Raw genomic sequence first — 20,447 nt, 5'->3', positions numbered from 1 at the left:
CCGGTGGTGCGTCGGTGGGGTCAGGGGCGACCCATGCCCCGGTACTCCCAGCCCGCCTGTGCCCACAGTGCCGGGTCGAGGCAGTTACGGCCGTCGACGACCTTGCGACCCTTGACCAACTCGCCGAGGGCGACCGGATCAGCGTTGCGGAAGTCGGCCCACTCGGTGAGGACGCAGACCAGGTCGGCCCCGTCGACCGCCTCGTTGATGCTGCTCTCGTAGGTCAACTCGGGGACCGCGCGGCGGGCGTTCTCGGTGCCCTGCGGGTCGTACACGTGCACGTCGGCGCCGGCCTTGTGCAGCAGCGCGGCGACGGCGAGCGCCGGGGCGTCGCGGACGTCGTCGGTGTTGGGCTTGAAGGTGGCGCCGAGCACGGCGATCCGGGTGCCGGAGAAGTCCGGGCCGGCCGGGCCGGAGCGGCGGCCGAGCAGGTCCGCGGCGAGCTGAAGCACCCGGGTACGACGGCGCAGGTTGATCAGGTCGACCTCGTGCAGGAAGCGCAGCGCCTCACCGGCGCCCAGCTCCTGGGCGCGGGCCTGGAAGGCCCGGATGTCCTTGGGCAGGCAGGCGCCTCCGAAGCCGAGGCCGGCCTGGAGGAACCGGTTGCCGATCCGCGGGTCGTAGCCGATCGCGCGGGCGAGCTGGGTGACGTCGCCACCGGAGGCCTCGCAGACCTCGGCCATCGCGTTGATGAAGGAGATCTTGGTGGCCAGGAAGGCGTTCGCGGCGACCTTGACCAGCTCGGCGGTGGAGAAGTCGGTGACCACCAGGGGCACCTCGCGGTCCTCCGTGGCGGCCAGGTCGAACACGCCCTTGTGCGCGGCGTAGAGCATGCCGTTGGCCCACTCGCTCTTGACGCCGACGACGATCCGGTTGGGCCGCAGGACGTCGTCGACGGCGAAGCCCTCCTGGAGGAACTCGGGGCTCCACGCCACCTCGACGTCCAGGTCGTTCGGGGTGTGCTTGCCGACGAGCTGCTCGACCCACTCGGCGGTGCCGACCGGCACGGTGGACTTGCCGACGATCAACGCCTTGCGGGTCAGGTGCTGCGCGAGGCTGGTGACCGACGCCTCGACGTACGACAGGTCGGCGCCCATGCCGTCGGCCCGCTGCGGGGTGCCGACGCAGATGAAGTGCACGTCACCGAACTCGGCGGTCTCGGCGATGTCGGTGCTGAACCGGAGGCGGCCGGCGGCGAGATTGCGCCGGAGCAGCTCGTCCAGGCCGGGCTCGTGGATCGGCACCTGACCAGCGTTCAGCATTGCGATCTTGTCGGCGTCGACGTCGAACCCGAGAACCTCGTAGCCCAGTTCGGCGTAGCAGATGGCGTACGTCGCACCGAGGTAACCAGTCCCTAGGAACGTCACCCGCGGCCGGGGTGCGCCCGAGGGCGGGGTCACCGCGGCGATGGCGGGGGTCGGCTGGATGGTGGGGTAGGGGATCGTCACGCCTGTCTTCTCCGCTCGCGCTGGCGTCGCGTCGTCGCGTCGCATTCTGCTGCGGCGCCTGGGCGGGGCACCGGAGGGTGGCTCACTGTCTCAATCTCCATCATCGCTGAGCGCGTCAGGTGCACCGTCCTGCCCATACCTACGCGCCGGTAACATCACCTGAACTGCAGTCGCTAGTCTTCAGTCTGCGCGGTCGGCGGTCAGGAGTCGTCACAGACTGCGCATGATAGTGGTGAAGGGGAGGGCCGAGATGGCCGCAGGTGAGTCGTTCGACGTCTACCGGTTGCCCGAGGAGCACCAGGCGATCCGGGAAGCCGTGCGAGAGGTCTGCGCCGCGAAGGTGGCTCCGCACGCCGCGGAGGCCGACGAGACCGGGGAGTTCCCCAAGGCGTCCTACGACGCGCTGCGAGCGGCCGACTTCCACGCACCGCACATCCCCGAGGAGTACGGCGGCGCGGGCGCGGACGCGCTGGCCACCGCCATCGTGATCGAGGAGGTGGCACGCGCCTGCGCGTCCTCCTCGCTGATCCCGGCGGTGAACAAACTCGGCACCATGCCGCTGTTGTTGTCCGGTTCCGCCGATCTCAAGACTCGTTACCTGACGCCGGTCGCGGCCGGTGACGCGATGTTCTCGTACTGCCTCTCCGAGCCGGAGGCGGGCAGCGACGCGGCGTCCATGACCACCAGGGCGGTACGTGACGGGGATCACTGGGTGCTCACCGGTGTGAAGCGCTGGATCACCAACGCCGGGGTGTCCGAGTTCTACACCGTCTTCGCCGTCACCGACCCGTCCGCCCGGTCCCGGGGCATCTCGGCGTTCGTGGTCGAGAAGTCCGATGCGGGGGTGAGCTTCGGCGCGCCCGAGAAGAAGCTCGGCATCAAGGGCTCGCCCACCCGCGAGGTCTACCTCGACAACGTGCGGATCCCGGCCGACCGGATGATCGGCGCGGAGGGCACCGGCTTCGCGACAGCGATGAAGACCCTGGACCACACCCGGGTCACCATCGCCGCGCAGGCCGTCGGGATCGCGCAGGGCGCGCTCGACTACGCGAAGGGGTACGTGGCCGAGCGCCGGCAGTTCGGCAAGGCCGTCGCCGAGTTCCAGGGGATCCAGTTCATGCTGGCCGACATGGGCATGAAGCTCGAGGCGGCCCGGCAGCTCACGTACGCGGCCGCCGGCAAGTCGGAGCGGGGCGACGCGGATCTCACCTACTTCGGGGCGGCGGCGAAGTGCTTCGCCTCCGACGCGGCCATGGAGATCACCACCGACGCGGTGCAGTTGCTCGGTGGCTACGGCTACACGCGGGACTACCCGGTCGAGCGGATGATGCGGGACGCCAAGATCACTCAGATCTACGAGGGCACCAACCAGGTGCAGCGGATCGTCATGGCGCGGCAGTTGCTGGCCGACGTCTAGGACGGGTTTCCGGCGCTCCGGGATCCTGGAGCGCCGGAGCGTCCGTCACCGGTCGGGGGCGGTCTCGCTCACCGGCCGCACGGGGCAACCCCGCAGGGCGTACGCGAGCAGACCGGTCACCGCCAGGACGGCGGCGCAGGTGGTGGCGGCGGTTGTCCCGGCGGGTTGGATCAGCCAGCCGGCGACCTGCATCCTCAGATCCGGGCTGGGCCCCATCATCGGCAGCACCGCGATGAGGGTCCAGATCAGCGGAGCGATCCAGGCCAGGGCGGCGCCCAGCAGTGTGGCGCCGAGCGCGGTGAGCCCGAGTAGCCCCGCGGTGTTGCGCAGCACCAGGGCGAACGGTTCGTAGCGCGTGTCGGTGATCATGCTGAGCGACAGCAGCGCGGCGATCACGGCGGCGGCGAGCAGCAGGTGTCCGGCGCGGCGTACCGGCCAGTTGACCGCCATGGTGTGGTCGAGGGAGTTGTCGGCACCGGTGAGGGTCGTGCCGACGGCGACCGCCGCCAGCATGATGGCCAGGCTGGCAGTCCGAGCGTTGATGGTCGGCGAGTCGGTGTAGGCCAGCGACAGCGCCCACGCCAGCGCGATCAGGGCGGTCCCGGTGGCCGTGGCGAGGGGGACCCGGCGGGAGCGCAGGTGGAGCTGGAGCAACCTCACGGCCGGTCCTCCGACATGATCGCCACCAGCTCGTCGTCCCGGCAGGCCAGTGCGCCCTCGCGTGCCGTTGCCATCCGGCGTCGTTGCTCGGCCTCCGGCAGGTTCACCAGCGCCTGGTACGCGTTCTCCAGCAGTGCCATCTCCTCGGGTGCCCATGCGGGCTGCGGGGCCGGTGGCTGCCCGGTCAGCCAGGCGGCGGCGACGGTCCGGGCCCGGTACACGTCGCCCAGAATCGGCTGTTCGCCGCACTCCTGCCGCCAGGCGGCCTCCAGCAGGGACGGCAGGAAGTAGTCGCCGGACAGGTCGGCGTGCCCGAAGCGGTCGATCGTGGGAGTGTCGAAGACGAGGGTGTCGGCGGAGTTGCGGGGCGGTGCCATGTCCGGTTCCAGCATCGCCCAGAAGGTGACCCGTTCGGTCTCGACCGCCCGGACCGGTGCGTTGGGCAGCTTCGCCGCCATCAGGCCCAGCGCCTGCCGGGCGGGGCCGACGACATCGGGCAGCAGCCCTGCGTGCACTCGCCGCACGCAGACCTGCGGGCCGTCGTTGTCGCAGACCAGCTCGACGGCGACCGGGTCGACGGCCGCCGCCCCGCGGGCTCCGCCGACGGGCAGGAGCGGTAGGGCGACCGCGACGCCGAGCACCGCGGGGAGTACGGCGAACGCGATGGCGCGGCGGCGGACCGCGCCGAGCAGCAGCAGGCCGGTCGCGGCCAGGGACACCAGCCACAGCGCCTGGACCAGGCTGACCCGCGTCATGACCGTCTGGAAGTCGTCCAGACTGTTGATCGTCGGTAGGAGCAGCATCGCCGCCGGTTCCGGCCGGAACCGCGCGATCCCCGTGCTCGTGTCGGGTGCCATGGCCAACTCCGGAACCAACCCAACCACGGCGAACCCGACCACCGCGAGGACCGGTGCGGTGATCACCCGGGGCACGGCCCGGCCGGCGGCCATTCCCAGCCAACCCGCGGCGACCAGTGCCGGGACGCCGACCGCGGTGACGACGATCGCCGCGAACGGGAAGTAGCCCGCCGTGGGCACCACCCATCCGGCCCCGACGAGGAACGTCAGGAGGTACGCGGTCGTCACCGAGACCGCGAGCGCGCCGGCGGTCGGGACGACACGCTGCCACCGCGGCCGGACGGTGCTGGCGAACAACTCGTCGACCCGGTGGCGCGCGTCGCGCCGGCCCATCCACGCCCCACCGGCCAGCGCGAGCGGCAGCAGCACCATCAGCAGCGACCGGGCCATCACCGCCAACTGCATCCAGCGCCCCGCGAAGAACTGGGTGGACGACAGCAGCAACGCCGCGCCACTCACCAGTATCAACAGGGCGGTGCCCAGTGCCGCCGAGCGGCGCAGTTCGATGCGGAGGATGCGTCCCGTCATGCCGACACCCGCTCGCGGTAGGCGCGCAGCACCGACGAGTAGCCACGTTCGGTGGCGCTGTCACCGGCGTCGCCGGCCCCACCCTGTTCGGTCAGTTGCCCGGTGGTGCCCTGCCACACCAACCGGCCCTCACTGATGAGCACCACGTCGGAGCAGGCCACCGCGACGTCCTCGACCAGGTGGGTGGAGACGAGTACGCAACTGTCCAGGCCGATCTCCCGCAGCAGTTCGCGGAAGTCGAGGCGCTGCTCCGGGTCCAGGCCGACCGTCGGCTCGTCGAGCAGCAGCACCGCCGGGTCGTTGACGATCGCCTGGGCGATGCCGGCGCGGCGCAGCATCCCGCCGGACAGCGTCTTCATCCGGGAGTCGGCGCGGTCCGCCAGACCCACCCGTTCGACGGCCCGCTGCACGGCGCCGGGGATGACCGCCTTCGGCATCTCCTTGAGCCAGGCGATGTACTCGACGAACTCCCGGACCGTGAAGCGCGGGTAGAAGCCGAAGTGCTGCGGCAGGTAGCCCAGGCCGCGGCGTACCTGGCGGAGGTCGGCGTTGCCGGTGACCTCGCCGCCGAGCACCGTCAGCCGCCCCCCGGCCGGCTTCAGCACCGTGGCCAGGGCTCGCATCAACGTCGTCTTTCCGGCGCCGTTGGGGCCGAGCAGCCCGTGCACACCGGTGCCCAATTTCAGGTCGAGCTCGTTCACCGCGAGGTGTCGGCCGGCCCGGACCTGCAACTTCTCGGCGTGCACCGCCCACGCGTAGGTGGGCGGGGCGGTCTCGGCCACGCTGACCGTACGCATCATGATCTCTCCATTCGGCAGTGGCTCGGTGTCGTCATCGGTGCAGAAGGTTCTTGTGCGGTTCGTGCGGCCGTCGCCACGCTCGAACGAGGACGACTGCCGTCAACGCCACTGTGGCGAGCCCCCACCCCGGCAGGCTGCCGCCGGTGAGGACCGTCGGAAGTTGCCCGTCGGTGAGGCTCGGCCCGACCACACCGGCGGACCAGGCGACTGTCAACGCGAGTGCGGCGCGGTCGACCCCCACCACAGTGCCCAGCGCCAACGCGCCGGCGGTGAACCCGAGGGCGGGCAGCAACCAGAGGCCAGGGGAGTGGCCGGTGACCCAGCCCGCCACCGCCAGCACCGGTATGACCGCCGACAGCACCCCCAACGTGCGGCGCATCAGCAGCGGCAGGCCGGTGCGAGGCATGGTGGCCGTCAGTTCCCAGGCCGGGTCGAGGCGCCGGCTCCAGACCGCTGCCACCGGCAGCAGCGGTGCCACCGGCGCGATCAGCAGCACCAGCGACGGCAGGCTGTCGAACGTCCACTCGAACAGGGCCGCCGCCAGCATCAACCCGGTGGCGGTGACCAGCCAGGGCAGCACCCGCGCGGCGACACCGGTACGCGGCAGCCGGCGACGGCGTACCGGAGGTGGGCCGGTGGCGATCCCGGTGGCGATACCGTCGGCCACCCGGTCCAGCAGGTCCCGGGTGCCGGGGTCGACGTCCGTGAGCACCGCTCGGCAGGCGGCGCAGGTCTCCAGGTGCGCCTCGATCGCCCAGATGGTCGTGTCGTCGACGCCGGCAGCACCCGAGGCGTACTGGGAGATGACTGTGGGCGTCGGGTGAGTGGTCATGACAGCGCCTCCCGGAGGGCGATTCGGGCCCGCCGGGCCCGGGTCTTCACGGTCCCCTCCGGCATGCCGAGCAGCAGAGCGGTCTCCCGTGCGGTCAAGCCGTCGAGGACCATCGAACGCAGCACCTGACGGAGTTCCGCAGGTAGCTCGTGCAGGGCCCGCTCCAGGTTGGCGTCCATCCCGCCGGCCAGCGCCTCGTCCTCGGCCGCCGGGGCCACGGTCTCGAAGGTCTGCACGGACGGGACCCGCTCCCGTCGGGCGCGGTGGCGAAACGCGTCGATCAACCGGTGCGCGGCGATCGTCCACAACCAGCCCACCGCGCTGCCGGAGGTGGAGGACTGCGCCTGACTACCGGCCGACCGCCAGACCGCCAGGTACGTCTCCTGCAACACCTCGGCCACCACGTCCTCGTCGGCGCAGCGTCGGCGCAGTCGCGCTGTCAACCACGGGGCGGTACGCCGGTACAGCGCGTCGAAGGCGCGCCGGTCGCCCCGGGCGACGCGGCGAAGGAGTTCGCCCTCGTCGAGCCCGTCCAGACTTCGTTTCACACCAGGCAAGACGACGCGTACCCCGGCCTCGGTTCTGCTCCGGCTGTGACTCCGGTCACACTGGTCCCCGGAGAACGGGCGGGGTGACTCCCCACACACCGGGAACGTCACCCGCCGCCGAGGTGTTGCCGAGCGAGAGGATCACCCTCGGATCATCGCCCCACCCGGCCGCCCCCGCCACGACGCTGCCTCGTCACATCCACGCTGCCCACCGTCGGGCGTCCCACACCGTGCCGCCACGTCCACGCGGTCCCGGTGACGCCCCGCGCCGCCGCTCGTGACGACGCGCCCCGCAGAGAGATCGAGATGATGAAGCAGTTGGTGGAGAAGACCGGACGCGATACCGCCGTCGCGCAAGAAGTGCTGCCCGGTGACCTGATGACGAACCGTCAGCGGGCGCAACTCGTCCTCGTGCTGGGCGCGTTGATCGCGATCGGGCCGTTGACCATCGACATGTACCTGCCCGCGCTGCCCGCCATCACGGCGGGCCTGCAAACCACCGAGACCGCCGTGCAGTTGACGCTGACCGGCACGCTGGTCGGCCTCGCGTTGGGCCAGTTGCTGATCGGGCCGCTCTCCGACGTGGTCGGGCGGCGGGTGCCGCTGCTGGCCGGGCTGGCCGCGCACATCGTGGCCTCCGTGCTGTGCGTCTTCGCACCCAACATCGCGGTGCTCGGCGGGCTGCGCGTACTCCAGGGGCTCGGCGTCGCCGCCGCCACAGTGGTAGCGACGGCAGTGGTCCGCGACCTGTTCAGCGGGGCCTCGTTCGCGCGGATCTTCTCCCGGCTGATGCTCGTCATGGGCCTGGCGCCCATCCTCGCGCCGACCTTGGGCAGCGGCCTGTTGAGCTGGACCGACTGGCGGGGCGTCTTCGCGGCGCTGGCGGTGCTGGGCGCCCTGCTGATCGTCGTTGCCGCACTCCGGCTTCCGGAGACCCTTCCGATGACGCGTCGGCGGCACGGCGGGGTGCGCGCCACACTGCGCGACTACCGGGGGTTGGTCAACGACCGGGCGTTCGTCGGCCTGGTGCTGGTCGCGGGGCTGGCGATGGCGGCCCTGTTCGCGTACGTCTCGGGCTCGTCGTTCGTGCTCCAGCAGGAGTACGGCCTCGACGAGCAGCAGTTCGGCATCGCCTTCGGGGCCGGCGCTGTGGGCCTGATCGGGGCCACCCAGTTCAACGTTCGGCTGCTGCGCCGCTACACCCCGCAGCAGATCCTGGTCAGCGCCCTGACCGCCGGAACGGCGGCTGGCCTGCTGCTGGTCATGTTCGCGGCGACCGGCATCGGTGGCCTGGGCACCCTGCTCGCGTCACTGTGGCTGGTCCTGGCCGCCGCCGGCCTGGCCCTGCCCAACGCGCCGGCGCTGGCCATGAGCCGGCACAGCGAGGCCGCTGGCACCGCCGCGGCGTTGCTCGGCGCCGTGCAGTTCGGCATCGGCGCGGTGTCGGCGCCACTGGCCGGTCTGTTCGGCACCGGGAGCGTACCGATGGCGATCGTCATCGCGGGCGGCATGGCCGCCGCGCTGATCGTCATGCTCCTCGTGGTTCCCCGTGCCAGCCTCGGCACCGTCGACAGGGATCTGGCGGTCGCGCTGCACTAGCTCGAAACGGATGGAGGGGCGGGCCGGGTCACCGGCCCGCCCCGACGATCAGCGGATCTCGGTGGTGTCCTCGGGGCGCGGTTGGCCGCGCGGTGGGGCGGACCAGGGTGATTCGCCACCCACCCGGCGGGGCAGCGGCTCGGTCGGTGTCGAGTCCGCCGGGTAACCCAGAGTGAGGGGCGCGGTGTCGCGCTCCGCGGGCGCGGGGGCCGGCCAGTCGGTCAACGTGAAGTCGTCGTTGCGGGGGCCTCCGTCCGACACGGGGGCGGGTGCCGCGGCCGGTTCGGTCGCCGGGCTCGGCCACTGCCGCCAACGCTGTTGGCTGAAGGTCGCCATCAGCAGCAGCAGGCCGAGCAGGAAGAGCGTGCCGTTCTCCACCGGCAGTCGCAGCGGCAGAGGATCGCCGAACACCTTCCACTCGTGCGGGATCGCGTTCCGCACCGAGAAGGGCGCCACGAACATCCCGATGTACGGGGTGACCAGCAGCGCACCGGCCACCAACGGGCCCAGCGGCGAGAAGCGCAGCGTGCCGAGCAGGCCCAGCAGGACACCGCCGACACCGAGGTACACGGCCGGCTCGATCAGGTTTGCGGTGTTGAACGTGCCGATCTCCACCCAGCGGTCGACCGTCCGGCTCGACCCGTCCTGCCCCAGTGTGACCAGCACCCAGGTGATGGGCGCCACCACCAGCCCGGCGAGGAAGCTCCAGAGATGTCGCATCCGCGCACCGTACCGTTTTCGACATGACTGAGCACCTCTCCGCCGCTCCGACCGGCAAGCCGACGTCGTACTCGCGCGTCACTCTCAGCAAGATCATGACCGCTGTGGACGTCAACCTCTACGGCACCGTGCACGGCGGAGTTCTGATGAAGTTCGTCGACGACGTGGCCGGTGCCGCCGCCGCCCGACACAGCGGCGGGACCGCGGTGACCGCGGCGATCGACGAGATCGTCTTCTCCGAGGCGGTCCGGGTCGGTGACCTGGTGCACGCGCACGCCCAGGTGAACTGGACCGGCCAGACCTCCATGGAGGTGGGCGTGCGGGTGGTCGCCGAACGGTGGGACTCGGCCGAGGACGCGCCGGTCCGGGTTGCCACCGCGTACCTGGTGTTCGTCGGCGTCGACGTGGGTGGGGCGCCGCGCGCGGTCCGCCCGGTGCTGCCGGAGACGGCGGAGGACGAGCGCCGGTACAAGGAGGCGGAGATCCGCCGAGCGCACCGGCTGGCCCGCCGCCGTGCCATCCAGGCCCACCGTGCCGGCTGACCCACATGAGGTGGCGGGTTGGAGTGTGGGGCGGGCACGCGTCGGTTGGCCTACCCGGTGCGCAGAATGGCGCTTCGAGGTAGGGCAAGATGGCGCCACGGCCCAGTCACAGTGTCGTGTCGGGCCAGGGGGAGGGTGGAGCAGTGGGTGACATGCTGTGGACGCCGCCGGCGGACGTACGTGAGCGGTCCCGGATCGGTGCCTACCTGCGCTGGCTGCGGGAGCACCGCGGGTTGGACTTCGCCGACTACGACGCGCTGTGGCGCTGGTCCACCACCGATCTGGACGGGTTCTGGCGCTCGATCTGGGACCACTTCGAGGTGATCGCGCACACCCCGCCGACCGCCACCCTGGCCGAGCGGGGAATGCCCGGCGCCCGGTGGTTCCCCGACGCCACGCTCAACTACGCGGAGAACGTGCTGCGGATGCCGGGGCGGGCCGACGACGACCCGGTGGTGATCTCCCACGGGCAGACCCGCCCGCCGGTCACGCTGACCGCCGGTGAGCTGCGCGAGCAGGTCCGCCGGGTGTCGGCCGGGCTGCGCCGGCTCGGCGTCACCGCCGGTGACCGGGTGGCGGCGTACGCCCCGAACATCACCGAGACGTACGTCCTGCTGCTGGCCACCGCCAGCCTGGGCGCGATCTTCTCGTCCTGCGCGCCCGAGTTCGGCACCCGCAGCGTCACCGACCGTTGGCAGCAGATCGAACCGACGGTGCTGGTCGCCGTGGACGGCTACCGGTACGGCGACAAGCCTGTGGACCGGCGTGCCGAGGTCGCCGCGATCCGGGCCGCCCTGCCGTCGCTGCGCCACACCGTCAGCATCGGCTACCTCGACCCGACGGGCCCCGCGCCCGAGGGCGCGCTGGGCTGGGCCGAGCTGGCCGCGCCCACCGACGAGCCGTTGACGTTCACGCCGGTGCCGTTCGACCACCCGCTCTACGTGCTGTACTCCTCGGGCACCACAGGGCTGCCGAAGCCGATCGTGCACGGCCACGGCGGCATCCTGCTGGAGCACCTGAAGATGCTCGCCCTGCACCACGATCTGGGCCCGGCCGACCGGTTCTTCTGGTTCACCACCACCGGCTGGATGATGTGGAACTTCCTGGTCTCCGGCCCGGCGGTGGGGGCGACCATCGTGCTCTTCGACGGCAACCCGGGGGTCCGGGCGGAGCCCGGCCGGCCGGCCGAGCCCGACCTCGGCGGGCTGTGGCGGCTGGCGGCGGAGACCGGGACGACGTACTTCGGCACCTCAGCGCCGTACCTGCTGGCCTGCCGTAAGGCCGGGTTGGTCCCCCGTGAGGTCGCCGACCTGTCGGCGCTGCGCGGCGTGGGTTCCACGGGTGCGCCGCTGCCCGTTGAGGGTTTCCGCTGGGTGTACGAGACCGTCGGCGACCACCTCCAGCTCCAGTCGCTCTCCGGCGGCACCGACGTGTGCACCGGTTTCGTCGGCGGTGTGCCGCTGCTGCCGGTGTACGCCGGTGAGATCGCCTGCCGGGCGCTGGGCGCCAAGGTGGAGGCTCGTTCCGCCGACGGCACGCCGGTCATCGGTGAGCTGGGCGAGCTGGTGATCACCGAACCGATGCCGAGCATGCCGGTGGGCTTCTGGAACGACACGGACGGCACCCGCTACGCGGAGGCGTACTTCGACGTCTACCCGGGTGTCTGGCGCCACGGTGACTGGATCACCATCAACGAGCGGGGTGGCTGCGTGATCACCGGCCGCTCCGACGCCACCCTCAACCGCGGTGGGGTGCGCCTCGGCACCGCCGAGTTCTACTCGGTGGTGGAAGGGCTCGACGAGGTGCTCGACTCGGTCGTCGTGCACCTGGAGGACGACGAGGGCGGCGCCGGTGAGCTGCTGCTCTTCGTGGTGCTGGCCGAGGGTCTGGAGCTGGACGACCCGATGCGCACGAAGATCTGCCGTGAACTGCGCACGGCGCTCTCACCCCGGCACGTGCCCGACGAGATCCATCAGGTGCGTTCGGTGCCGCGCACCCTCTCGGCGAAGAAGCTGGAGGTGCCGGTCAAGAAGATCCTCACCGGCACCCCGGTCGACCAGGCCGCCGCGAAGGGGGCCCTGGTCAACCCCGAGTCCCTGACCGCCTTCGCCGCCCTGGCCCAACGCCGAGCCACCGACAGCACCCCCGCCTAACCTCACCCTCCCGCGTCGATCAAGGACTTGTGGTGCCTCGCGAAAGGGGCATTGGCCCATCAGTTGCCCACCACGACTCCATGATCGACGGGGCGGGCGGGGCCGCGGGGGACGGGCGGCGGGGTTACTGGAGAGTTTGGGTGACCTTTTCGGTGGCCTGGCGGTTGGCCACCTTCGTTGGGTCGAGGTTGGCGCAGAGGACGACTGTGGCGGCCCTTGTCAGCGGGGCCAGCAGCCAGTCGACCGGGTCGGGGTAGCGGGCGGCGTCAACCAGGACCCGCGCGCCGGGCTCGATGCCCAACTCGGTGGCGCGGGCCTCGGCGCGACCCAGCAGGTGCGCGTCGGTGGGGCCACTGCCGGACTGCGGCGTGAAGTGGTCCCCGTGGCCGCGTACCTCGACGACGTAGTCGGCGAACCCGGGCGGCACCTGCCGAAGCGGTGCGGCGAGCGGGGCCAACCCGAGGGCGTACCGCTCGTCGGCGGACCAGGACTGCGCCTCGTCGAACTGGTCGGCGGCGGCGAAGAGCACCCCCACGTCGCCCGGCGTGTCGACCACGCTCAGCTTGGCCGACCAGCAGGCCAGCAGCACCGCCGCGGTCTGCCAGTGTGGCGGCAGCAGCACGCCGGCCGGGGTGCCCGGCGCGAGGCCGACCTCGTCGACGAGGAGGTTTGCGGTCTTCGCCACCCAGTTCGCCAACGTGACGCCGGAGAGTTCGGTGCGGTCGCCGGTGGCGTCGTCGTACCAGGTGAGCAGCGGTCGGGTCGGGTCGGTCGCGATCGCGTCGGCGAACACCCGGGCAATGTTGTCGGCCATCGGCGCGAACGATACGCCAGTGCGGGCCGTACTCGATGACGATGACAAGTCGGCGTACCGTCGGGTCGCAGTCAGCGTCGGCCCCGCGCCCCGGCGTAGGCTTTACCCCCGGAGTGTTGTTCCCCACAGGCCCGCCAGTTCAAGGAGTCGCCCCGTGACCGCCGGTCGCCCGCCCCGCGTGCTCATCGACGCCACGAGTGTCCCCACCGACCGTGGTGGTGTCGGTCGATACGTCGACGGTCTGCTCGGTGCCCTCGGAAAGGTGTGCGGGTCGGGGGTGGAGCTGGCGGTGGTCAGTCTCCGCACCGATCTGGAGCGGTACACCCGCATGCTGCCCGGCGCGGAGATCATCCCGGCTCCGGCCGCCGTGGCGCACCGCCCGGCCCGGCTCGCCTGGGAGCAGACCGGTCTGCCGCTGCTCGCCCAGCAGGTGGGCGCAGAGGTGTTGCACTCGCCCTTCTACACCTGCCCGCTGCGGGCCGGGTGTCCGGTCACGGTCACTGTGCACGATGCGACGTTCTTCACCGAGCCGGAGCATTACGACAAGTCGCGCCGCACGTTCTTCCGCAGCGCCATCAAGACCTCGTTGCGCCGCGCCGACCGGGTGATCGTGCCCAGCAAGGCCACCCGGGACGAGCTGATCCGTCTGCTCGACGCCGACCCGACGCGGATCGACGTGGCTTACCACGGCGTCGACCAGGCTGCCTTCCACGCTCCCACCGAGGAGGAGAAGGCCCGCGTACGCGCGCGTCTGGGGCTGGGCAACAGCAGCTACGTCGCCTTCCTCGGTGCCAAGGAGCCTCGGAAGAACGTGCCCAACCTGATCCGTGGGTGGGCGCGGGCGGTGGCTGACCGGGTCGACCCGCCGGCCCTGGTGATCGCCGGTGGGCAGGGGCACGACGAAGACATCGACCGGGCCGTGGCCGAGGTGCCGTCGCACCTGCGTCTGCTGCGCCCCGGCTACCTGCGCTATGCCGACCTGCCGGGTTTCCTCGGCGGTGCCCTGGTCGCCGCGTACCCGTCCTACGGCGAGGGCTTCGGGCTGCCGATCCTGGAGGCGATGGCGTGCGCCGCCCCGGTGCTGACCACGCCCCGGCTCTCGCTGCCCGAGGTGGGCGGCGACGCGGTCGCGTACACCTCGGAGGACCCGGAGCAGATCGGCACCGACCTGGCCGCCCTGCTCGACGACGAGCAGCGGCGGTTGTCGCTGGCGAAGGCGGGGTTCGACAGGGCCAAGGAGTTCACCTGGGAGTCCAGCGCCGAGGTGCACATCGCGGCGTGGAGTCGCGCCCGCTCCTGACCCTCCGCGTCGCTGCGGGTGACCCGTGCCACTTTGGGCAGGTACGTCGGGCATGATGTGCGGATGCTCTATGCGGTCATTCCGGCAGGTGGCAGTGGCACGAGGTTGTGGCCGTTGTCCCGCGCTGGCCATCCCAAGTTCCTCCACCCGCTGACCGGCACCAGCGCCTCCCTGCTCCAGGCGACAGTCGAACGGCTCGCGCCGCTGACCACACCGGATCGGACCCTTGTGGTCACCGGCGCCGCGCACGTCGCGGCGGTGGCACGGCAGCTGACAGTGCTGCCGGAGGAGAACATCCTGGTCGAGCCCTCCCCCCGGGACTCCTGCGCGGCGATCGCGTTGGCCGCCGCGGTGATCGCGGCGCGCGACCCGAACGCGGTGATGGGCAGCTTCGCGGCCGACCACCTGATCCGCGACCCGGAAAGCTGGGTCCGCACGGTCCAGGAGGCGGTCCGCGGCGCCGAGCAGGGCATGCTGATGACCGTCGGTATCACTCCGACCCGTGCGGAGACCGGCTACGGCTACCTGGAGACCGGCGATCCGACCGAGGGTGTGCCGTGGCGCCAGGTGGCCGAGTTCAAGGAGAAGCCGGCCGCCGAGGTCGCCGAGGCGTACGTCCGTTCGGGCCGGCACCTGTGGAACGCGAGCATGTTCGTGTGGCGGGTGGACGTCTTCCTCGCCGAGCTGGCCCGCCAGCAGCCGGCACTGCACGCCGGCGTCGCCGCGATCGCCGCCGCCTGGGGCACCCCGGAACAGGACGACGTCCTGGGCGCGATCTGGCCGACCCTGCCGAAGATCTCCGTCGACTACGCGGTGATGGAGGGCGCTGCCACCGCGGGTCGAGTCGCGACGGTGCCCGGCGACTTCGGTTGGAACGACGTCGGTGACTTCCACACCCTGGGCGACGTGCTGCCGGCCGACGACGCGGGCAACGTGGTGCTCGGCACGGAGGCCAAGCCGGGTGTGCTGCTGCGGGACAGCAGCAACCTCGTTGTCGTCCCGCAGTCGGGTCGGTTGGTGGCAGTGCTCGGTCTGCGCGACCTGATCGTGGTGGACACCCCGGACGCGGTGCTGGTCTGCCCGCGCGACCGGGCGCAGGACGTCAAGGCCCTGGTCGACGAGCTCAAGGAGCGAGGCGAAGAGGGCTACGTCTGAGGGCTGCGAGTGCCGGCGCGACCTGTTGCGCGGTCCCGCCGGCCAGTGGCTCGGGCAGCTGGTCCGGGGGGAACCAGCCCAGCGCCTCGGCCTCGTCGCTGACCTGCTCCACAGCCGAGGGCGGGGCGAGCACGGCGAACCGTACGTCGTGGTGCGCGGACCCGCCCTGACACTGCACCGGGTGCACGTCCACGTCGATCGGCACCGGGTCGATCCGCAGGCCGGTGATTCCGGACTCCTCGGTGGCCTCGCGGAGGGCGGCGCCGACCAGGGTCTGGTCGACCGGCTCACAGTGCCCGCCGAGCTGCACCCACCACCCGAACTTGACGTGCAGGCAGAGCAGCACCCGCGAGCCGGTGGCGTCCAGCACCAACGCGCTGGCCGTGACGTGCCCCGGTCGGTGCTGCCGACTCATCGCGATCGGACCGGCGGCGAGCAGGGTGAGGGTCCGGTCCCGAGCGCTGGCCGCACCCGGGCTGGTCGGCTGCCAGCCCTTGAGCAACGCTGTGGCGTCGGCGTGCAACGCGGCGTACGCCTCGGGGTCGGTCGGGTGGGCGGTGGGTCCGGTGATCACGGCGTCGGGCACCCCGCCACTGTACGAGCGTGTGCTCCGTACGCTGGCTCGGTGACAGTGCGACTCGTCGAATTCGTGGTGGCAGGTAACGAGGCCAGCGATCTGCTGCCGGTGCGCTCGGCGGCGCTGCTGGGCGCGTACGGTGCCCGGCGGGGCTTCTGGACGGTGCTGGACGAGGGGCCGGTGGAGCGCTGCCTCGCGCTGCTGCTGGAGCGCGACGACGGGCAGTGGACGGCAGTGCACGTGAGTGCGGATGCCGGTGTGGAGAACGGGCGGACCGAGGACGGTGAGGCGCTCGCCCACCACGACGGCTGGGTGTACGTCTTCGGCTCCCACTTCGGCTCGAAGGCTGGCCCGCTGCGACCTCGGCGCGCCTTCGTGGCCCGGTTCCGCGAGGACGACGCGGCGGCCGGGCCGGTGCCGGTGCACGTGGTACGCAACTCGTTTCGGCTGCACCGGGCGGTGAACGATGCGCTCGCCGCGGCGCCGCTGACGCTCCTGCCGGCGGGGCAGCGGGTGCGGGAACGGTTCATCGTGGAGACGCTGGCCCGGGGGACCGCCCGGGAGAAGAGCTGGGTGAGCCGCTTGGCCCCGGACGACCTGCCGTTGAACGTGGAGGCTGCGGCGTTCACCCCGGCCGGGACGGTGCTGCTCGGGCTGCGTTTTCCGGTCACCGACGCCGGTGAGCCGATCCTGGTCGAGGTGGCCGGTGTGCCGGGTATGTTCACTGCCGAGCGGGCGTGGCCGCGGGCGTTGGGCGCGTACGTGTTGACCGCTGTCACTCCGCCGGGGCAGCTGACCGGCTTCCGCGCGATCACCCCGACGGCCGACGGCGGGTACGCGGCAGTGATCGGCTCGATCGACGCGCTCGGCAAGGGGTCCGTCCTGCTCGACGACCATCCGGGTGGAGGTGAGGTCACATCCCGCCACGTCCGCTTCCGGCTCACCGGTGGCGAGGCGGGCGACGGGCGGCGGCTCGTCGGGGAGCAGGTGGCGGACCTGGCCCCGTTTCACCACGTCGAGGGGGTAGCGGAGCTGGATGGGCTGTCGTTCTACGTCACTGACGAGGACCATCGGGTCGCGCTCTGGGTCGGCTGAGCCGGCGCGGGGGGCGGGATGACCGGACGGCACCTCCGCGGAACAAGGGCCGCAGACCCTCGTGGTGCCGTCCGATCACCGGGGCCTCCCCGGTCCCGGTGCCCCGGCAGCACTGACGTCAAGGACGCGCGGCGCCGTGTTCGGGCATGGGAAGCATGCCGAACCGGCCCCGGAGACGTCGAGGTTTTTCAGCCCAGGCTTAAAGATGGAGATTACTGCCGGCCAGGTAGAGTCGAACGGTCATCCGGCACCCCCCTGTCGGCGACACAGGAGCGCTCCATGCTGAAGATCCACTTTTCTGGGGAGGACATCCTCCGGACCCGGGTGGCGCCGGCGGCGGACCCGGTCTGGGAGCTGGTCCTCAGCCTGCACGTGCTGCGCGGCCGCACCCGCGATCCGCTGACCGCCAACTGGCGGCGCAGCGTGGCCCGGGATCTGCGCCAGGACTCCGCCTCCGAGCAGCTCCGCCTGCTCTTCGCGTTGAACCCGCCGCGTGGCTACTTCCCCGACTTCCTCACCCCGTACGCCAGCGTCGGCGGCTTCGAGGCCGGGCTGGACGCGGTCCGCAGCACCCCCACCGAGTTGCTGCACCGGGACCTGAGCGTGCTGGCCTCCGAGAACCAGCTGCCCTCCTCGGCGGCCGCGCTCGCCCGCGGTGAGGTGTCGGCGCTGCACCACCTGGCCGAGTCGATGGAGCAGTACCGGTCGCTGGCGATCAGCCCGTACTGGGGCCGGATCCAGGCCGCGGTCGCGGCGGACCGCACGCGACGTGCGCGGGCGCTGCTCGACGGCGGCGTCGAGGGCCTGCTCACCAGCCTCCGGCCGGCGATGCGCTGGGAGAGCAGGGTGCTGGAGGTCCACAGCTACCCGCACAGCCGGGAGCTGCACCTGGACGGCCGTGGGCTGCTGCTGGTGCCGTCGTTCTTCTGCGCGGCCACCCCTGTCGCACTACTCGACCCGGCGCTGCCACCCGTGCTGGTCTACCCGGTGGACCGGCTGGGCGCCCTGGTCTCCGCCGACGCCAGCGCCGCGTCCGGTGCTGCCCGCGAATCACTCGCCGCGTTGCTGGGCCGCACCAGAGCGGCGGTGTTGCAGGCCAGCGACGAGGGCTGCACCACCGGCGAGGTCGCCCGCCAGCTCAACATCTCACCGGCGGCGGCGAGCCAGCACGCCACGGTGCTGCGCAACGCTGGTCTGCTGGTCAGCCACCGCGAACGCAACAGCGTGCTGCACACGTTGACCCCGCTGGGCCGGGCCATGCTGGACGCGTGACCCGGCCGTTCACACCGGCCGAGGGCGCTTCTACAGGGCGAGCACGGCGCTCGCCGGGCTGCCAGGCGGTGGCGGCAACAGGGTCGACCCGACGCCCTGGGCGGCCAAGGCGACGCGCAGCCGGTGCAGGTCGGCGCCGAAGCGGACCAGACCGAACGGCTCGACGGGCGTCGGGGCGGAGCCGAGCAGCAGGTCGGCGCCGTCCGGCCACCCGGGCATCTCAGCGACCAGACCGGCGCGTACCTCGGCCTCGTCGACAAGTGTGAAGACCGTGCCGGGGGCGACCAGCCCGGCGACAGCGTCGATCGCCCGTCGCACCGCGGTCAGGTCGGCCGGTGTCGGACCGGGACCGTCGGTCAGGGTGGCGGCGTCGGAGAGCCCGGCGGCACGGGCCTCGGCGGTACCGAGCGAGAACAGGTCCTGTGCCGCGTCGCGGATCAGCGCCCGCGCGCCACCGGCGTCGTCCGGGTTTGTGGCCGGCAGGTAGCCCCGCACCACAGCGACGGGGACCTGATCGCACTTGCCCTTGATCAGTTCGCCGGCACCCGCCAGCTCGTCCACCACTGCCATCTGGGTCAACTGCAACTCGTTGCCGTACGGGTCGACCTCGCCCCGGTGGTCGCGGATGGCCGGCATCCCGGCCACCCCGAGTGCCACGTCGGTGAGCCCGTTGCGCCAGGGCCTGCCCATCGTGTCGCTGATGATCACGGCCAGGTCCAGGTCGTAGCGCTCCAGCAGCGCGTCCCGCAGAGCCCGGGCCGAGGCGTCCGGGTCGACCGGCAGCAGCACCAGTTGGGTCTTGTCCACGTTCGACGCGTCGATCCCCGCCGAGGCCATGACGAAGCCGTGGTGGGTCTGCACGATCCGGGTCGCCCCCCTGCTGGCGACCACCCGGGCGGTCTCACCGGCCAGGACCTCGTCCCGGGCGGCCAGCCGTTCCGGCCCGTCCGCCGGCACGTCGACCAGCCGCCCCTCCGCCTTGGAAACGATCTTGCTGGTCACCACCAGCACGTCACCGTTGCGCAGCCACGGCGCGGCGGTCGCGATCACCGCGGCCAGATCGTCGCCCTCGGTCACATGACCGATGCCGAGCACCGGCAGAACTTCCAGCCTCACGTCAACTCCACCGCGGCACGGACCATGGCCGCCGTCGCCGCCTCGTCGGTCATCCGCAGCGGCACCGCGCGGACCGTCACCTCGGGCACCACAGTGCCCGCGTCCTCCTCGGCCACCAGCCAACCGTCGAGCAGGCCGCCGCTCGCCCGCCCGCCGTAGAGCCGACCCACCCCCGCCGCGCTGCACTCCGCACCGAGCACCTCCAGGCAACGGTCGGCCATACCCCGCACCGGCGCGCCGCCGATGATCGGCGAGACACCCACCACCGGCGCCGGGCCGTCCGCCACCGCCGCACGCAGCCCCGGTACGGCCAGCACCGGCGCGACGCTCACCACCGGGTTGCTCGGCGCGATCAGCACCAGGTCGGCCGAGGCGATCGCGTCCAGCACCCCGGGGGCCGGCTTCGCCGTCTCCGCACCGACGAACACGAAACGGTGCGTGGTGATGTCGGCCCGGTACCGCACCCACCACTCCTGGAAGTGGATCGCCCGCTGACCCTGGTCGTCCTCCACCACGGCATGGGTCTCCAGGCGGTCGTCAGTCGCCGGCAACAGGCGTACGCCCGGCTCCCAGCGGCTGGCCAGCGCCTCGGTGACAGCGCTCAACGGGTAACCGCCGTTGAGCATGGTGCTGCGGACCAGGTGGGTGGCGATGTCCTTGTCGCCGAGGCCGAACCAGGTCGGCTCCGCCCCGTACGCGGCCAACTCCTGTTTGACAGTCCAGCTCTCGCCGACCCGACCCCAGCCCCGTTCCGGGTCGGCGCCCCCACCGAGCGTGTACATGACGCTGTCCAGGTCGGGGCAGATCTTCAACCCGTGTAACCACAGGTCGTCGCCGACGTTGACAACGGCGGTCACCTCCGCGCCGACGTCACGGGCGTACGCCCGGACGCCGAGCAGGAACCGGGCGCCGCCGATGCCGCCGGCCAGAACCACGATGCGCATGTCGACCATCCTCGCGCACGTGACGCCTCCGATCCCTGGGAGGCCCGCGAGACTAGGCTCACGTGCACCC

The 20,447-nt window shown here is 71.8% G+C and carries 19 protein-coding genes; 8 read left to right on the top strand and 11 right to left on the bottom strand.

What is annotated here, in order from left to right:
- Positions 1–20 precede the first annotated feature (20 nt).
- Positions 21–1,448 (bottom strand): UDP-glucose/GDP-mannose dehydrogenase family protein, encoded by a 1,428-nt coding sequence (locus AB0C20_RS05495; RefSeq protein ID WP_238683194.1) that lies wholly within the window; start codon positions 1,446–1,448, stop codon positions 21–23.
- Positions 1,449–1,698: 250 nt separating this feature from the next.
- Between AB0C20_RS05495 and AB0C20_RS05490 the strand changes: the two genes are divergently transcribed.
- Complete coding sequence (locus AB0C20_RS05490) at positions 1,699–2,865, top strand: acyl-CoA dehydrogenase family protein (protein ID WP_357190500.1); 1,167 nt, start codon at positions 1,699–1,701, stop codon at positions 2,863–2,865.
- A gap of 45 nt (positions 2,866–2,910) precedes the next feature.
- On the opposite strand, the gene AB0C20_RS05485 is transcribed toward AB0C20_RS05490, so the two are convergent.
- Genes AB0C20_RS05485 through AB0C20_RS05465 form a run of 5 tightly spaced genes read right to left on the bottom strand, consistent with a single transcriptional unit; the run spans position 2,911 to position 7,090 of the window.
- Positions 2,911–3,525, bottom strand: coding sequence for a hypothetical protein (locus AB0C20_RS05485; protein WP_357567441.1), 615 nt, complete (start codon positions 3,523–3,525; stop codon positions 2,911–2,913).
- Entirely contained in the window at positions 3,522–4,910 is a 1,389-nt protein-coding gene (locus AB0C20_RS05480; protein ID WP_357190504.1) for a hypothetical protein, read from the bottom strand. Before AB0C20_RS05480 ends, AB0C20_RS05485 begins: the two co-directional genes overlap by 4 nt.
- Positions 4,907–5,707: an ABC transporter ATP-binding protein gene (locus tag AB0C20_RS05475; RefSeq protein ID WP_357190540.1), complete on the bottom strand. Its 801-nt coding sequence runs from the start codon at positions 5,705–5,707 to the stop codon at positions 4,907–4,909. The genes AB0C20_RS05480 and AB0C20_RS05475 overlap by 4 nt, the downstream gene beginning before the upstream one ends.
- A 34-nt stretch (positions 5,708–5,741) precedes the next feature.
- Positions 5,742–6,542, bottom strand: coding sequence for a zf-HC2 domain-containing protein (locus AB0C20_RS05470; RefSeq protein ID WP_357567440.1), 801 nt, complete (start codon positions 6,540–6,542; stop codon positions 5,742–5,744).
- Positions 6,539–7,090 carry an RNA polymerase sigma factor gene (locus tag AB0C20_RS05465; protein WP_220090806.1) on the bottom strand — a complete coding sequence of 184 codons (552 nt, stop codon included), beginning with the start codon at positions 7,088–7,090 and terminating at the stop codon, positions 6,539–6,541. The genes AB0C20_RS05470 and AB0C20_RS05465 overlap by 4 nt, the downstream gene beginning before the upstream one ends.
- Positions 7,091–7,468: 378 nt before the next feature.
- On the opposite strand from AB0C20_RS05465, the gene AB0C20_RS05460 reads away from it, so the two are divergent.
- Positions 7,469–8,689, top strand: a complete 1,221-nt coding sequence (locus AB0C20_RS05460) for a multidrug effflux MFS transporter (protein ID WP_357567451.1) — start codon at positions 7,469–7,471, stop codon at positions 8,687–8,689.
- Between the two features lie 48 nt (positions 8,690–8,737).
- Here AB0C20_RS05460 and AB0C20_RS05455 read toward each other — a convergent pair whose 3' ends face one another.
- Positions 8,738–9,409: a hypothetical protein gene (locus tag AB0C20_RS05455; RefSeq protein WP_357190511.1), complete on the bottom strand. Its 672-nt coding sequence runs from the start codon at positions 9,407–9,409 to the stop codon at positions 8,738–8,740.
- 23 nt (positions 9,410–9,432) lie between these two features.
- Here AB0C20_RS05455 and AB0C20_RS05450 point away from each other — a divergent pair, with 23 nt between their 5' ends.
- Both AB0C20_RS05450 and AB0C20_RS05445 read left to right on the top strand, forming a co-directional pair.
- Positions 9,433–9,951 carry a hotdog domain-containing protein gene (locus AB0C20_RS05450; protein ID WP_091394150.1) on the top strand — a complete coding sequence of 173 codons (519 nt, stop codon included), beginning with the start codon at positions 9,433–9,435 and terminating at the stop codon, positions 9,949–9,951.
- Between the two features lie 143 nt (positions 9,952–10,094).
- Positions 10,095–12,104: an acetoacetate--CoA ligase gene (locus AB0C20_RS05445; RefSeq protein WP_357567439.1), complete on the top strand. Its 2,010-nt coding sequence runs from the start codon at positions 10,095–10,097 to the stop codon at positions 12,102–12,104.
- A 124-nt stretch (positions 12,105–12,228) separates the two neighbouring features.
- Here the strand turns inward: AB0C20_RS05445 and AB0C20_RS05440 are convergent, their stop codons facing one another.
- The gene (locus tag AB0C20_RS05440; RefSeq protein ID WP_357567438.1) at positions 12,229–12,918 is read right to left on the bottom strand and encodes a TIGR03089 family protein; all 690 of its coding nucleotides are present in this window, start codon (positions 12,916–12,918) and stop codon (positions 12,229–12,231) included.
- Between the two features lie 154 nt (positions 12,919–13,072).
- On the opposite strand from AB0C20_RS05440, the gene AB0C20_RS05435 reads away from it, so the two are divergent.
- A complete protein-coding gene (locus tag AB0C20_RS05435) occupies positions 13,073–14,218 on the top strand; it encodes a glycosyltransferase family 1 protein (RefSeq protein ID WP_112582435.1) in 1,146 nt (381 codons plus the stop codon).
- A 63-nt stretch (positions 14,219–14,281) separates the two neighbouring features.
- Positions 14,282–15,373 carry a sugar phosphate nucleotidyltransferase gene (locus tag AB0C20_RS05430; protein WP_357190518.1) on the top strand — a complete coding sequence of 364 codons (1,092 nt, stop codon included), beginning with the start codon at positions 14,282–14,284 and terminating at the stop codon, positions 15,371–15,373.
- Here AB0C20_RS05430 and AB0C20_RS05425 read toward each other — a convergent pair.
- Positions 15,342–15,959, bottom strand: coding sequence for an NUDIX domain-containing protein (locus AB0C20_RS05425; RefSeq protein WP_357190520.1), 618 nt, complete (start codon positions 15,957–15,959; stop codon positions 15,342–15,344). The two genes, AB0C20_RS05430 and AB0C20_RS05425, sit on opposite strands and share 32 nt — an antisense overlap.
- 39 nt (positions 15,960–15,998) lie before the next feature.
- Between AB0C20_RS05425 and AB0C20_RS05420 the strand changes: the two genes are divergently transcribed.
- Together AB0C20_RS05420 and AB0C20_RS05415 are read left to right on the top strand one after the other, a co-directional pair.
- On the top strand, positions 15,999–17,045 hold the full coding sequence (locus AB0C20_RS05420; RefSeq protein ID WP_357190522.1) for a hypothetical protein: 1,047 nt from the start codon (positions 15,999–16,001) through the stop codon (positions 17,043–17,045).
- Between the two features lie 279 nt (positions 17,046–17,324).
- Entirely contained in the window at positions 17,325–18,317 is a 993-nt protein-coding gene (locus AB0C20_RS05415; protein ID WP_357567437.1) for a winged helix-turn-helix domain-containing protein, read from the top strand.
- Between the two features lie 30 nt (positions 18,318–18,347).
- On the opposite strand, the gene AB0C20_RS05410 is transcribed toward AB0C20_RS05415, so the two are convergent.
- Both AB0C20_RS05410 and cofD read right to left on the bottom strand, forming a co-directional pair.
- Complete coding sequence (locus tag AB0C20_RS05410; protein WP_357190526.1) at positions 18,348–19,433, bottom strand: coenzyme F420-0:L-glutamate ligase; 1,086 nt, start codon at positions 19,431–19,433, stop codon at positions 18,348–18,350.
- Positions 19,430–20,377 (bottom strand): 2-phospho-L-lactate transferase, encoded by a 948-nt coding sequence (cofD, locus tag AB0C20_RS05405; protein WP_357190528.1) that lies wholly within the window; start codon positions 20,375–20,377, stop codon positions 19,430–19,432. Before cofD ends, AB0C20_RS05410 begins: the two co-directional genes overlap by 4 nt.
- Between the last annotated feature and the right edge of the window lie 70 nt (positions 20,378–20,447).

The organism is Micromonospora sp. NPDC048843 (assembly GCF_040649965.1).
GTDB classification, from domain to species: Bacteria; Actinomycetota; Actinomycetes; order Mycobacteriales; family Micromonosporaceae; genus Micromonospora; species Micromonospora hortensis.
This window is presented reverse-complemented; position numbering and strand designations above follow the sequence as displayed.

Coding starts and splice junctions, on each gene's coding strand:
- AB0C20_RS05430 (WP_357190518.1), top strand. CDS start 14,282: ATGCTCTATGCGGTCATTCCGGCAGGTGGCAGTGGCACGAGGTTGTGG.
- AB0C20_RS05450 (WP_091394150.1), top strand. CDS start 9,433: ATGACTGAGCACCTCTCCGCCGCTCCGACCGGCAAGCCGACGTCGTAC.
- AB0C20_RS05440 (WP_357567438.1), bottom strand. CDS start 12,918: ATGGCCGACAACATTGCCCGGGTGTTCGCCGACGCGATCGCGACCGAC.
- cofD (WP_357190528.1), bottom strand. CDS start 20,377: ATGCGCATCGTGGTTCTGGCCGGCGGCATCGGCGGCGCCCGGTTCCTG.
- AB0C20_RS05475 (WP_357190540.1), bottom strand. CDS start 5,707: ATGCGTACGGTCAGCGTGGCCGAGACCGCCCCGCCCACCTACGCGTGG.
- AB0C20_RS05470 (WP_357567440.1), bottom strand. CDS start 6,542: ATGACCACTCACCCGACGCCCACAGTCATCTCCCAGTACGCCTCGGGT.
- AB0C20_RS05480 (WP_357190504.1), bottom strand. CDS start 4,910: ATGACGGGACGCATCCTCCGCATCGAACTGCGCCGCTCGGCGGCACTG.
- AB0C20_RS05455 (WP_357190511.1), bottom strand. CDS start 9,409: ATGCGACATCTCTGGAGCTTCCTCGCCGGGCTGGTGGTGGCGCCCATC.
- AB0C20_RS05460 (WP_357567451.1), top strand. CDS start 7,469: ATGACGAACCGTCAGCGGGCGCAACTCGTCCTCGTGCTGGGCGCGTTG.
- AB0C20_RS05415 (WP_357567437.1), top strand. CDS start 17,325: ATGCTGAAGATCCACTTTTCTGGGGAGGACATCCTCCGGACCCGGGTG.
- AB0C20_RS05490 (WP_357190500.1), top strand. CDS start 1,699: ATGGCCGCAGGTGAGTCGTTCGACGTCTACCGGTTGCCCGAGGAGCAC.